This is a genomic window from Azospirillum sp. NS33 (assembly GCF_059703765.1).
In genome coordinates this window covers 78,920-92,170 of record NZ_BAAKJB010000008.1, presented here as the reverse complement: position 1 = coordinate 92,170, position 13,251 = coordinate 78,920, and the positions used below count along the sequence as shown (strand labels likewise).

Annotated in this window: 10 protein-coding genes and 1 pseudogene; 4 read left to right on the top strand and 7 right to left on the bottom strand. The window is 71.1% G+C overall.

Annotated elements, in window-relative coordinates; translation table 11 throughout:
• The first annotated feature begins 4 nt into the window (after window positions 1-4).
• Window positions 5-502 (top strand): DinB family protein, encoded by a 498-nt coding sequence (locus AC6H2I_RS09640; RefSeq protein ID WP_497500396.1) that lies wholly within the window; start codon window positions 5-7, stop codon window positions 500-502.
• A 45-nt stretch (window positions 503-547) separates the two neighbouring features.
• Here the strand turns inward: AC6H2I_RS09640 and AC6H2I_RS09635 are convergent, their stop codons facing one another.
• The 7 genes and pseudogenes from AC6H2I_RS09635 to AC6H2I_RS09605 all read right to left on the bottom strand — a co-directional run bounded on the left by AC6H2I_RS09635 (window position 548) and on the right by AC6H2I_RS09605 (window position 8,627).
• Window positions 548-790: a toxin-antitoxin system HicB family antitoxin gene (locus tag AC6H2I_RS09635; protein ID WP_497500395.1), complete on the bottom strand. Its 243-nt coding sequence runs from the start codon at window positions 788-790 to the stop codon at window positions 548-550.
• Window positions 787-1,101 (bottom strand): annotated as a pseudogene (locus tag AC6H2I_RS09630) (PIN domain-containing protein); the annotation flags it as partial. The pseudogene AC6H2I_RS09630 and the gene AC6H2I_RS09635, both read right to left, overlap by 4 nt.
• A gap of 229 nt (window positions 1,102-1,330) precedes the next feature.
• Window positions 1,331-2,074, bottom strand: a complete 744-nt coding sequence (locus AC6H2I_RS09625) for a DUF2161 domain-containing phosphodiesterase (RefSeq protein WP_497500394.1) — start codon at window positions 2,072-2,074, stop codon at window positions 1,331-1,333.
• An 84-nt stretch (window positions 2,075-2,158) separates the two neighbouring features.
• Window positions 2,159-4,312: a methylmalonyl-CoA mutase gene (scpA, locus tag AC6H2I_RS09620; protein WP_497500393.1), complete on the bottom strand. Its 2,154-nt coding sequence runs from the start codon at window positions 4,310-4,312 to the stop codon at window positions 2,159-2,161.
• Between the two features lie 145 nt (window positions 4,313-4,457).
• A complete protein-coding gene (locus AC6H2I_RS09615; RefSeq protein ID WP_497500392.1) occupies window positions 4,458-5,048 on the bottom strand; it encodes a biotin transporter BioY in 591 nt (196 codons plus the stop codon).
• Window positions 5,049-5,082: 34 nt separating this feature from the next.
• Entirely contained in the window at window positions 5,083-7,083 is a 2,001-nt protein-coding gene (locus AC6H2I_RS09610; RefSeq protein WP_497500391.1) for an acetyl-CoA carboxylase biotin carboxylase subunit, read from the bottom strand.
• Window positions 7,084-7,094: 11 nt separating this feature from the next.
• Window positions 7,095-8,627: an acyl-CoA carboxylase subunit beta gene (locus AC6H2I_RS09605; protein WP_497500390.1), complete on the bottom strand. Its 1,533-nt coding sequence runs from the start codon at window positions 8,625-8,627 to the stop codon at window positions 7,095-7,097.
• A 222-nt stretch (window positions 8,628-8,849) separates the two neighbouring features.
• On the opposite strand from AC6H2I_RS09605, the gene AC6H2I_RS09600 reads away from it, so the two are divergent.
• The 3 genes from AC6H2I_RS09600 to ligD are packed head-to-tail and all read left to right on the top strand — an operon-like array spanning window position 8,850 to window position 13,243.
• Window positions 8,850-10,307 (top strand): helix-turn-helix domain-containing protein, encoded by a 1,458-nt coding sequence (locus AC6H2I_RS09600; protein ID WP_497500389.1) that lies wholly within the window; start codon window positions 8,850-8,852, stop codon window positions 10,305-10,307.
• A 5-nt stretch (window positions 10,308-10,312) separates the two neighbouring features.
• Window positions 10,313-10,711, top strand: a complete 399-nt coding sequence (locus tag AC6H2I_RS09595; RefSeq protein ID WP_497500388.1) for a bleomycin resistance protein — start codon at window positions 10,313-10,315, stop codon at window positions 10,709-10,711.
• A 48-nt stretch (window positions 10,712-10,759) separates the two neighbouring features.
• Window positions 10,760-13,243 (top strand): DNA ligase D, encoded by a 2,484-nt coding sequence (gene ligD / locus AC6H2I_RS09590; RefSeq protein ID WP_497500387.1) that lies wholly within the window; start codon window positions 10,760-10,762, stop codon window positions 13,241-13,243.
• Window positions 13,244-13,251 lie beyond the last annotated feature (8 nt).

Below are 13,251 nucleotides of genomic sequence, written 5' to 3'. Positions count from 1 at the left end.
GGCCATGAAGACGCATTTTCAAGAGTTCGCCCTCTACAACCGCTGGGCCAACCGGCGCCTCTACGACGCCGCCGCCGCGGTGCCGGAGGGGCGCCTGTTCGAGGACCGCGGCGCCGTCTTCGGCTCGCTCGGCGGCACGCTGAACCACATCCTGGTGGCCGATCGCATCTGGATGCACCGGTTCGAGGGGACGGGACCGCAACGACCCTCGCTGGACGCCATCCTCCACGACCGCCTGCCCGAGCTGCGCGCCGCCCGCGAGGCCGAGGACGAGCGTATCCTCGCCTTCGCCGACGCCCTGGAACCGGAGCGCCTGGCCGGCACCCTGGCCTACACCACGATGGCCGGCGTGCCCTTCGAGCAGCCGATGACCCAGGTGCTCACCCACGTCTTCAACCACCAGACCCACCACCGCGGCCAGGCCCACTGCCTGCTGACCCAGCTGGGGGTGCCGGGTCCGGTGCTGGATTTCCTCTATTTCCTGCGCGCCGGCAAGGCGTGACGCTGGTCCCGGCCGCGGTGGCCGGGCCGTCGCCCCCGGTTCGTGCTACAGCGTATCGTCGTCGCGGGGCGCGTTGCCGGCGCCCGAGCGGGCCAGACCGTCTTTGGCCCGACCACGCACGGCGCGTGCGCCGCGCGCCTTGAAATACCGTTCCGCCTCGGCCTGGGCGCCGACGCGCGAGGCGAGTGCCACGGCGATGTACTGGTTGAGGCTGACGCCGGCGGCTTCCGCCTGGGCAGCGGCCTGCTTCTTCAGGTCATCGGGAATCCGCAGTGGAAAGCTGCTCATGTTCCAATCCTCCTGAGGGCATCTGCCGGGCGTTCGACGACGATGCCGAAAGCGGCGGCTCCGGCCGCCAAATCAACGATGTTGAATGTGGCGACGACGTCAGCCCCGCCGTTGATCGCGGTCTCCAAGACCAAGTCGTCATCCGGGTCAGCCGCACCAGATCGCCAGCGAAAATCAAAGGCAACCGGTACGCACAGAGCGGCAAGCTCGTCCAGGACGTCGAGAACGTCGTCAACCCCAATGCCAAACTGGTCGAGGTTTCGAGGCCGCGTTAGAACGGCCTCATACTCGACCATCACCGTGGTGGAGAGGAGAAGCTGCGCCTTTCATCCAGCACATCCAGCAGAAGGCGGCGCGACGCGCCTCCAGGACTGTGGAACGCCGCGAACAAGACATCGGTGTCGAGAACGAGCTTCAACATGGGACGTCATATTCGACATCACAGCAGCGGATCATACCGCATGATGCCATATATGGTGTCAACATCCGAATGCCGTCTCGTTCCGCTGAGGGTCACAACTGGCGTGCCAGGCCACCCTCTCACCCGTCGGCGGCGGGGACGGCCGCCGGTTCCAGGGCGTCGGCGTAGAGGTCCACCGCGCGCGTGCCGGCCTCGGTGAGGCGGTAGGTGCCGCGCCCCACCCGTTCGAACCAGCCATAGACGTTGCGCTGCAGGATGGCCGCGGCGTCGCCCGGCGCCCCCGCCGCGCGCAGCGCCTTGAGGGCCGCCGCGCCGGTCCCCAGAAGGCGGGCGCAGCGCAGGGCGTCCTGGCGGTAGGCGGTGACGATGGGGGTGCGGGTGGCGCCGCCCCGGTTGGGGTCGCCGACCCGGCGGGCGTGCTCCCCCAGCAGGCGCGCCGTGCGCTTGCGGTCCTTGCGCGGGCTGTACGGCACGGGGTCGGCCAGCACCTCCACCGCCCCCCGCGCGGCGTCGACCACCATCAGCCCCACCCCGACCCGGCGGCACAGGCGGCGCACGTCCGACCGCTCCGGCGCGTGGGGGCCGGGCCGCCGTCCGGAGCGTGGCACCGCCAAGTAGACGGCGTCGCTGAGCGCCAGCCGGTCCACCCCTTGCAGCACCAGGGCCAGGGTGAAGCGGGTCTTCAGCTCGACAATCACCGGCGGCTCGCCGTCGCGGACGCCGACCACGTCGCAGCCCTGCACCTCGCCCTTCACGTCGTAGCCGAGCGCCTCCAGGAAGGCCTTGACCGGGCCGTAGAGGTCGACCTCCGCCACCGCGGCGACCCGCGCCGCGGCCTCCGCCTCCAGCATCCCGTCCGCCATCACGCCCCACCCGCCCCGGTCATCGCCGTTCCGCCACCGGAATGATAGCCCCGGCGGCGGGCCGGCGGAAGGCGCGGGTGGCGGTCAGGCGGCCAGGCGCTGCTTGCGCAGCATGGCCAGCACCTCGGACGCCGCCTTGGGAATGTTGGTGCCCGGCCCGTAGATCGCCGCGGCGCCGGCCTTGTAGAGGAAGTCGTAGTCCTGGGGCGGGATGACGCCGCCGCACACCACCAGGATGTCGCCCGCCCCCTGGCGGCGCAGCTCGTCGATCAGCTGGGGCACCAGGGTCTTGTGGCCGGCCGCCTGGCTGGACACGCCGACCACGTGGACGTCGTTCTCCACGGCCTGGCGGGCGGCCTCCTCCGGCGTCTGGAACAGCGGCCCGATGTCGACGTCGAAGCCGATGTCGGCGAAGGAGGTGGCGATCACCTTGGCGCCGCGGTCGTGGCCGTCCTGGCCCATCTTGACCACCAGGATGCGCGGGCGCCGCCCCTCCTCGTCGGCGAAGGCCTCGATGTCCTTCTGGATCGCCGCGAAGGCGTCGTCGCCCTCGTAGGCCTTGCCGTAGACGCCCGAAACCGAACGGATCTGCGCCACGTGGCGGGTGAACACCGTCTCCAGCGCGGCGGAGATCTCGCCCACCGTGGCGCGGGCGCGGGTCGCCTCCACCGACAAGGCCAGCAGGTTGCCGGTCTTGTCGGCCGCCGCCCGGGTCAGCGCCTCCAGGGCGGCCCGGCAGCGGGCCTCGTCGCGGGTCGCGCGCACGGTGTTGAGGCGGGCGATCTGGCTCTCGCGCACCGCGGTGTTGTCGATGTCCAGGACGTCGACCATCTCGGGGTTGTCCGGACGGTACTTGTTGACGCCGACGATCACCTCCTCGCCGCGGTCGACGCGGGCCTGGCGCCGCGCGGCGGCCTCCTCGATCAGCAGCTTGGGCATGCCGCTGTCGACCGCCTTGGTCATGCCGCCCATCTCCTCGACCCGGCCGATCAGCTCCAGCGCCGCGTCGGCCAGGCTGTGGGTCAGGCTCTCCACGTAGTAGGAGCCGCCGAGCGGATCGACCACGTGGGGGATGCCGGTCTCCTCGGCGAGGATGAGCTGGGTGTTGCGGGCGACCCGGGCGGAGAACTTGGTGGGCAGGCCCAGCGCCTCGTCGAAGGCGTTGGTGTGCAGGGACTGGGTGCCGCCCAGCACCGCGGCCATCGCCTCCACCGTGGTGCGGATGACGTTGTTGTAGGGGTCCTGCTCGGTCAGCGACACGCCGGAGGTCTGGCAATGGGTGCGCAGGGCCAGGGAGCGGGCGTCCTTGGGGGCGAACTTCTCCTTCATCAGCTTCGCCCACAGCAGACGCGCGGCGCGCAGCTTGGCGATCTCCATGAAGAAGTTCATGCCGATGGAGAAGAAGAAGGACAGGCGCGGCGCGAAGGTGTCGACGGCCAGCCCCTTGGACATGGCGGCGCGCACGTACTCCAGCCCGTCGGCGATGGTAAAGGCCAGCTCCTGGACCGCCGTCGCCCCGGCCTCCTGCATGTGGTAGCCGGAGATGGAGATCGAGTTGAACTTGGGCATGTGGGTCGCCGTGTACTCGATGATGTCGGCAATGATCCGCATTGAGGGTTCCGGCGGGTAGATGTAGGTGTTGCGGACCATGAACTCCTTGAGGATGTCGTTCTGGATGGTGCCGCTCAGCGTGTCCTGGCTGACCCCCTGCTCCTCGGCGGCGACGATGTAGCCGGCGAGGATGGGCAGGACGGCGCCGTTCATGGTCATCGACACGGACATGGTGTCCAGGGGGATGCCGTCGAACAGGATCTTCATGTCCTCGACGGAATCGATGGCGACGCCGGCCTTGCCGACGTCGCCGACCACCCGGGGGTGGTCGCTGTCGTAGCCGCGGTGGGTGGCGAGATCGAAGGCCACCGACAGCCCCTTCTGCCCGGCCTTCAGGTTGGCGCGGTAGAAGGCGTTGGATTCCTCCGCCGTGGAGAAGCCGGCGTACTGGCGGATGGTCCAGGGCCGGAAGGCGTACATGGTGGCGCGCGGCCCGCGGGTGAACGGCGCGAAGCCCGGCAGGGTGTCGAGCTCCATCCCCTCCAGGTCGGCCGCGGTGTAGAGGGGCTTCACGGCCAGGCCTTCCGGGGTCTGCCAGGTCAGGTCCTGGAGCGAGCCCTTGGCGCCGATGTCCTTGGCGGCCAGCGCCTCCCAATCGGCGGGCGTCTTCTTCGGAAAGTCGGTCATGGAACCCTCATTCGGCGTCGGGTCTTGCGTGGTCGGGTCTTGCGTGTCGCGGCCGAGCACCGCCCCGCGCGCGGGGCGGGCTGACGTCCGATTTGTACCACAGCGGTGGCGGCGTCCCTTGATCCACCGCAAGTGGCCGCCGTTCTCAGGGGCTGCGGCGCACCGCCAGCGACCAGGCGCCCTGCATCAGAACCGCCCCCAGCGCGGTCTTCAACAGGGAGGCGGCCCAGAACGGCACCAGCCCGACGGCGACCGCCTTCTCCGGCCCGAACAGCACGGCCAGCCAGGCGACGCCGGGCACGAACAGCAGGGCATGGCCCGCCGCCATGGCGGCCAGCGCGGTCAGCGGCCCGCGGTCCCAGCCGCGCTCGGCCAGCCGGCCGGTGGCCCAGGCGCCGAGCACGAAGCCGGCGAGGTAGCCGGCGGTCGGCCCGGCCATGTAGGCCGGCCCGGCCCCGGCGCCGGCGAACACCGGCAGCCCGGCCAGCCCCTCGGCCAGGTAGAGCAGCACGGTCGCCGTCCCCAGCCGGCTGCCGTAGGCCATGCCGAGCAGCAGAACCATCATGGACTGCATGGTCATGGGCACCGGCCAGAACGGCACCTGCACCTTGGCGGACGCGGCGAGCAGCAGGCTGCCCAGGACCGCGGCGGCCACCGCCTTGGCCGCGCCGCCGCGGGGCAGCACGGTGTCGAGCAGGGAGGCCGGGCGGCCGGCGAGAGCCAGGTCGTGGATCATCGGGAGGAACCTCTCGTGGGGGTGGAGCGCCGGGTCAGGCGAATTCCAGGATCGTCTGGTCGACCGACAGGCTGCTGCCGGGCGTGGCGTGGACCTTCGCGACGGTGCCGTCCCGGGTCGCCCGCAGCACGTTCTCCATCTTCATCGCCTCGACCACCGCCAGGACTTCGCCGGACTTCACCTCCTGCCCTTCGGCGACCGCCAGGCTCACCAGCAGCCCGGGCATCGGCGACAGCAGGAACTTCGACATGTCCGGCGGCGCCTTGACCGGCATCATCGCGTCGAAGGAGGCGGCCCGCGGCGTCAGCACCTTGGCCACGGCCTGGGCGCCGTTGTGGATCAGCCGGTAGCCGACCCCGACGCGGTCGATCTGCACGCAGAGGTGCTGGCCGTTGACGGTGCCGCGGAACAGCGGCTCGCCGATCCGCCAGTCGCTCCACACGGTGTGGTGCTGGCCGTCGATGTCGACCAGATAGCCGATGCGCCGCGGGCTGTCGGAGGTCGGCTCGACCCGCACCGGGTGGAGGGTGCCGTCCAGGACGACCACCCAGTCGGCCCGCACCGTGGCCCGGGCGCCGGGCATCTTGCCGCTGATCTGGATGTCGCGGTCGTTGACGCAGCGGTGGATCACCGCGGCGATGGCGACCAGACAGGCGGGGTCGTCGGGCGGCAGGTCGGCGGCGTGGAAGCCGTCGGGGTATTCCTCGGCGATGAAGTTGGTGGTCAGCCGCCCCTCGACGAAGCGGGGATGGGCCATCAGCGAGGCCAGGAAGGGGATGTTGTGGCTGACGCCGCGGATGTAATACTGGTCCAGCGCCTCGCGCATGCGCCGGATGGCGCTGTCGCGGGTCGACCCCCAGGTGCACAGCTTGGCGATCATGGGGTCGTAGAACATCGAGATCTCGCCACCCTCGTAGACGCCGGTGTCGACCCGCACATGGGGGTCCTCGGCCGGCGGGACGTAGTGGGTGAGGCGTCCGGTGGAGGGCAGGAAGTTGCGGAACGGGTCCTCGGCGTAGACGCGCGCCTCGATCGCCCAGCCGTGCAGGCGGACCTCCTCCTGGCGGATGGTCAGCGCCTCGCCGGCGGCGACGCGGATCATCAACTCCACCAGGTCCAGCCCGGTCACCAGTTCGGTCACGGGATGCTCGACCTGGAGACGGGTGTTCATCTCCAGGAAGTAGAAGTTGCGCCCGGCGTCGACGATGAACTCCACCGTGCCCGCGGATTTGTAGTTCACCGCCTTGGCCAGGGCCACCGCCTGCTCGCCCATCGCCTTGCGGGTGGCGGCGTCGAGGAAGGGCGAGGGCGCCTCCTCGATGACCTTCTGGTGGCGGCGCTGGATCGAGCATTCGCGCTCGCCCAGGTAGAGGGCGTTGCCATGGCCGTCGGCCAGGATCTGGATCTCGATGTGGCGCGGCTGCTGGACGTACTTCTCCAGAAACACGCGGTCGTCGGCGAAGCTGGAGCGGGCCTCGTTCTGCGCCGAGACGAACCCTTCCCGCGCCTCCTGGTCGTTCCAGGCGATGCGCATGCCCTTGCCGCCGCCACCGGCCGACGCCTTGATCATGACGGGGTAGCCGATGTCGCGGGCGATGGTCGCCGCCTCCTCGGCGTCGGCGATCACCCCGAGATAGCCCGGCACCGTCGAGACCCCGGCCTCCTTGGCCAGCTTCTTGGACTCGATCTTGTCGCCCATGGCGCTCATGGCGTGCGCGTCGGGGCCGATGAAGGCGATCCCCGCGGCGGCCAGCGCCGTCTGGAACGCGGGCTTCTCGGACAGGAAGCCGTAGCCGGGGTGCACGGCCTGGGCACCGGTCGCCCGGCAAGCCTCGACGATGCGGTCGATCTGCAGGTAGCTCTGGGCCGAGGCGGCGGGACCGACGTGGACCGCCTCGTCGGCCATCTCCACGTGCAGGGCGGTGCGGTCGGCGTCGGAATAGACCGCGACCGTCTTGATGCCGAGGCGCCGGCAGGTGCGGATGACGCGGCAGGCGATCTCGCCGCGGTTGGCGATGAGGATCTTGGTGAACATGGTCGCCGGCCTCACAGCGGGATGTTGTCGTGCTTGCGCCAGGGATTCTGGAGCGCCTTGTTCTTCAGCATGGCCAATGCCTTGCCGATGCGGCGCCGCGTCCCGTGGGGCATGATGACGTCGTCGATGTAGCCGCGCGAGGCCGCCACGAAGGGGGTGGCGAACTTCTGCCGGTACTCCTCGGTGCGCGCCTCGATCTTGGCGGGGTCGCCGATGTCGGCGCGGAAGATGATCTCCACCGCGCCCTTCGGCCCCATCACCGCGATCTCCGCCGACGGCCAGGCGAGGTTGACGTCGCCGCGCAGGTGCTTGGACGCCATCACGTCGTAGGCGCCGCCATAGGCCTTGCGCGTGATCAGCGTCACCTTGGGCACCGTGGCCTCGGCGTAGGCGAACAGCAGCTTGGCGCCGTGCTTGATGATGCCACCGTACTCCTGGGCCGTGCCCGGCATGAAGCCGGGGACGTCGACGAAGGTGACGATGGGAATGTTGAAGGCGTCGCAGAAGCGCACGAAGCGCGCCGCCTTGCGCGCGCTGTCGATGTCGAGGCAGCCGGCCAGCACCATCGGCTGGTTGGCGACGACGCCGATGGTGGAGCCGTTCATGCGGGCGAAGCCGATGAGGATGTTGCGGGCGTAGTCGGGTTGGAGCTCGAAGAAATCGCCTTCGTCGACGACCTTCAGGATCAGCTCCTTCATGTCGTAGGGCTGGTTGGGATTGGCCGGCACCAGGGTGTCGAGGGAGGCGTCGGAACGGTCGGGCGCGTCGGCGCAGGGCCGCTCGGGCGGCGCCTCCCGGTTGGACGCGGGCAGGAAGTCGAAGAAGCGGCGCAGGTTGAGCAGCGCCTCGACATCGTTCTCGAAGGCCAGGTCGGCGACGCCGGACTTGGCGGTGTGGGTGACGGCACCGCCCAGCTCCTCGGCGGTGACGACCTCGTGGGTGACGGTCTTCACCACGTCGGGGCCGGTCACGAACATGTAGGAGCTGTCCTTCACCATGAAGATGAAGTCGGTCATCGCCGGGGAGTACACGGCGCCGCCGGCGCACGGCCCCATGATCAGCGAGATCTGCGGGATCACGCCCGACGCGGTCACGTTGCGCTGGAACACCTCGGCGTAGCCGCCGAGCGACGCCACCCCCTCCTGGATGCGCGCCCCGCCGCTGTCGTTCAGACCGACCACCGGCGCCCCCACCTTCATCGCCTGGTCCATCAGCTTGCAGATCTTCTCGGCGTGGCTCTCCGAGAGCGAACCGCCGAACACCGTGAAGTCCTGGCTGTAGACGAAGACGAGGCGGCCGTTGACCGTGCCGTAGCCGGTCACCACGCCGTCGCCGGGCACCTTCTGGGATTCCATGCCGAAGTCGATGCAGCGGTGCTCGACGAACATGTCCCACTCCTCGAAGGACCCCTCGTCGAGAAACAGCTCGATGCGCTCGCGCGCGGTCAGCTTTCCCTTGCCGTGCTGCGCGGCGACGCGCGCGTCGCCGCCGCCCGCGCGCGCAGCCGAGCGCATGGCTTCCAACTTCGCCAGGATCTCTTGCATCAGCGATTTCCCAAGAATTGACGTCCGGCCGGTGGCAGCGCCCGCGCCCCCTGTCTTGTGCGCAGGGTGGCGCGGGCGCTTGCGGCGCGTTCCCCCCGGAACGAGGCGAATTATTCACAAGATTCACAATGGGGCAACGCCGCGAATGCATAAAACGTGCGAAGTTGCAAACTCCTTCGCAATCGCGGAAGATGGCTTGCGACGTTTGCGAAGGCGGGGCCCGTGCAGAAGAAGCTCTATCTCGGCTACAAGCTGCGCCGGCTGCGCGAGCAGCGCGGCCTGACCCAGGCGGCGCTGGCCACCTCCCTGGGGCTCTCGCCCAGCTACCTGAACCAGCTCGAGAACAACCAGCGGCCGCTGACCCTGCCGGTGCTGCTGAAGGTCACCAACACCTTCGAGGTGGAGCTCACCGCCTTCGTCGAGGACGATGAGGCGCGGCTGGTCGCCGACCTGCGCGAGGCGTTGGCCGGGCCGCTGCTGGGCGGGGCGCCACTCGGCATGGCGGAGCTGCGCGGTGTGGTCAACGCCTCGCCGGAGCTGGCGCGCCGCGTGCTCGGCCTGCACCAGGCCTACCAGAAGATGCACGAGCGGGTGCAGTCGCTGGCCGACAGCCTGAGCCATCCCGACGTCGGCGGCGACCCCACGGGCGCGCAGTTCCCCTACGAGGAGGTGCGCGACTACTTCCACTACTGCAACAACTACGTGGGCCCCCTGGACGAGGCGGCGGAGCGGCTGTGGGAGGCGGAGGAGCTGCGGTCGGGCTCGGGCGAGCTGACCGCCGACCTCGCCGCCTACCTCAAGCGGCGCCACGACGTGCGGGTCACCGTGGTCGCCGACGAGCGCAGCGACACCGCCATGCGCGCCTACGACGAGCGGACCGGGACCATGGGCCTCTCCGCCCTGCTCAACGGCCCCAGCCGCGCCTTCCAGCTGGCCCACCAGATCGCCCTGCTGGGCTACGGCGACCTCATCGAGGGGATCATCGGCAAGGCCCATTTCTCCAGCGAGGACGCGCGCTCGATCTGCCGGGTGGGGCTGGCCAACTACTTCGCCGGGGCGCTGGTCATGCCCTACCGTGCCTTCCTGCACGAGGCGCGCGCCCTGCGCCACGACGTGGAGCAGCTGCAGAGCCGGTTCGGCGCCAGCTTCGAGCAGGTCTGCCACCGCCTGTCGACCCTGCAGCGGCCGGGGGCGCGCGGCGTGCCCTTCTACTTCGTGCGCGTCGACATGGCCGGCAACATCACCAAGCGCCACTCCGCCACCCGCTTCCAGTTCGCCCGGTTCGGCGGCGCCTGCCCCTTGTGGAACGTCCACGAGGCGTTCGCCCAGCCCGGCAAGATCCTGGTCCAGTTCGCCCGGATGCCCGACCGCACCACCTACATCGGCATCGCCCGCACGGTGACCAAGCGCGGCGGCGCCTATCTGCGGCCGTCGCGCCGCTTCGCGGTCGGGCTGGGCTGCGAGGCCAGCCACGCCCACGAGCTGGTCTACGCCGCGGGCATCGACATCACCGACGAATCCGCGGCGGTGCCGATCGGCGTCAACTGCCGCATCTGCGAACGCACCGACTGCCAGCAGCGCGCCTTTCCGCCCATCGGCAGCGAAATCTCGGTGGACGAGCGCCACCGCAGCTTCGTGCCCTATCTCTTCACCCAGAACGGCACCGCGCCGGAGGGATGACGGCGATGACTCAGACGCCGGCGACGGCCCGGGTGGTGGCACCGATCCTGCCCGTGCGCGACGTCCGCGCGGCGCTGGAGCACTACCGCGCCCTGGGCTTCACGGGGCACGCCTACGAGGACGGCACCGGCGGCGCCCCGATCTACGGGTTCCTCAGCCGCGACAGCGTGACGATCCACCTCGCCCATGTGCCGGATCTCGACCCCACGGCGTCCCTGTCGGCCTGTTACCTCTACGTGTCCGACGCCGACGCGCTCCACCGGGCGTGGCGCGGGGCCGGCATCGCCGGCCGCCTGACCGAGCCGGCCGACACGCCCTACGGCCTGCGCGAGTTCGCCCACATCGACCCGGACGGCAACCTGCTGCGGATCGGCGCGCCCCTGCCCGCGGCCCCGTCGGAGTAGCGCGCCGGCGGGCGCGGCACCCGACGCCGGTTCGTGTGTTTAAGGGGCATGGACCGGCAGACCGCGCATTCCCTGGACGACTACAACGCCCGGCGCGACTTCCGCCGCACCGCCGAGCCGGCGGGCGAGGCGGCGTCGGCGGGCGGCGACTCCTTCGTCGTGCAGAAGCACGCCGCGCGGCGCCTGCACTACGATGTCCGGCTGGAGCTGGACGGCGTCCTCAAGAGCTGGGCGGTGCCCGAGGGGCCGAGCCTGGTGGCCGGGCGCAAGCGCCTGGCGGTGCGCACCGAGGACCACCCCGTCGGCTACCGCGACTTCGAAGGCACCATCGCGGAGGGGGAGTACGGCGCCGGCACGGTGATGGTGTGGGACCGCGGCCGGTGGGAGCCCGAGGGCGACCCGGCCAAGGGCCTGAAGACAGGGCATCTCGCCTTCCGCCTGGAGGGCGGCAAGCTGACCGGGCGCTGGCACCTCGTGCGCATGCGCGCCAAGCGCGGCGAAACCCAGGAATCCTGGCTGCTGATCAAGGCCGAGGACGAGGCGGCGCGCGGCGAGGACGCCGCGGACGTGCTGGCCGAGGACCGTTCGGCCATCAGCGGCCGCACCATGACGGCGATCGCCGCGGGCCGGAAGGGGGCGCCACGGCGGGCGTCCAAGGTGGCACCCTCGAAGTTCCTGGCGCCGATGCTGGCGACCCTGGCCGAGGAGGCCCCGGCAGGCCCCGGCTGGGTGCACGAGCTGAAGTTCGACGGCTACCGTCTGCAGGCGCACGTCGCCGATGGCCGGGCCCGGCTGCTGACGCGCTCCGGCCTCGACTGGACCGACCGCTTTCCCCTGCTGGCCGAGGCGCTGGCCGCCCTGCCGGTCGAGGACGCCGTGCTCGACGGCGAGGCGGTGGTGGAATCCGCCTCCGGCCACAGCGATTTCGCGGCCCTTCAGGACGCGCTGGCGACCCGGGACCCGGCGCGGGTCCGGCTGATGCTGTTCGACCTCCTGCGCCTGGACGGCGCCGACCGGCGCCGCGCGCCGCTGGTGGAGCGCAAGGCGGCCCTGGAGGCGCTGCTGAAGGACCAGCCGGCCGGCGGCCGGCTGGCCTACAGCGAGCACCTGGAGGAGGACGCGGCGCGCATGGTGCGCCACGCCTGCCGGCTGGGGGCGGAGGGGATCATCGCCAAGCGCGCCGACGCGCCCTACCGCGGCGGGCGCGGGCGCGACTGGCTCAAGGTCAAATGCACCGACCGGCAGGAGTTCGTGGTGCTGGGCTACCAGCCCTCGACCACCCGCGCCAAGGCCGTGGCCTCGCTGCTCATGGGGGTGAACGGCGCCGACGGGCTGGTTCCCGTCGGCAAGGTCAACACCGGCTTCAACGCCCGCGACGCCGCCGCGCTGCGCCGCCGGCTGGAGCCCCTGGAAACCGCCAGACCGAAGGGTCTGGCCGGTCCCGCCGGGGTGCGCTGGCTGCGCCCGGAGCTGGTGGCGGAGGTGGAGTTCCGCGGCTGGACCGGCGACGGGATGATCCGGCACGGGGTGTTCAAGGGCATGCGCGAGGACAAGGAGGCGGGCGAGGTGGTGGCGGAACGGGCGATCCCGGCGGCGACCGGCGGTGGTGGCGCAGCGGAGCCGGAGGGCACGGTGGCGGGCATCACCCTCAGCCACCCCGACCGGGTGCTGTGGAAGGGACAGGGCGTCACCAAGCTGGGGCTGGCCGAATTCTACGCCGGCATCGCCGACTGGGTGCTGCCCCATCTGGTCGACCGTCCCCTCAGCCTGGTGCGCTGCCCCGGCGGGTCGGGCAAGCCCTGCTTCTTCGCCAAGCACGCCCTGGCCGGGCTGGACGAGGCGGTGCGCCGGGTCGACGTCAGCGACCCCGGGGAGGACGCGGACGACGGCGACCGCTACATGATGGTCCACGACCTGCGCGGGCTGGTGGCGCTGGTCCAGATGGGGGTGCTGGAGCTGCACCCCTGGGGCGCCACGGCCGCCGACCTGGAGCGCCCGGACCGCCTGGTGATGGACCTGGACCCCGGCCCCGGGGTCGGCTGGGAGGCGGTGGTGGAGGGGGCCCTGCTGGTGCGCGACCGACTCGCCGACCAGGGCCTCGCCAGCGTCGTCAAGACCACCGGCGGCAAGGGTCTGCACGTGGTGGTGCCGCTGACGCCACGCGACGGCTGGGACCGGGTCAAGGGCTTCGCCCACGACCTGGCCAAGGCGATCGCCGCCGACCAGCCCGACCGCTACACGGCGACCCTGGCCAAGAAAGCCCGCCAGGGGCGGATCTTCATCGACTACCTGCGCAACGGCCGCGGCGCCACCGCGGTGGCCGCCTACTCCACCCGGGCGCGGGAGGGGGCGCCGGTGGCCACCCCGGTGACCTGGCAGGAGCTGGAGGCCGGGGTCACGCCCTCGGCCTTCACCGTGGCGACCCTGCCGCGCCGTCTGGCCGCCCTCGACCGGGACCCGTGGGCGGATCTCGCCACCACCCGGCAGACCCTGCCGCGCGCCACGGCGCCGCGCCGGCGCAAGAGTGCGTGAGGAGGAGC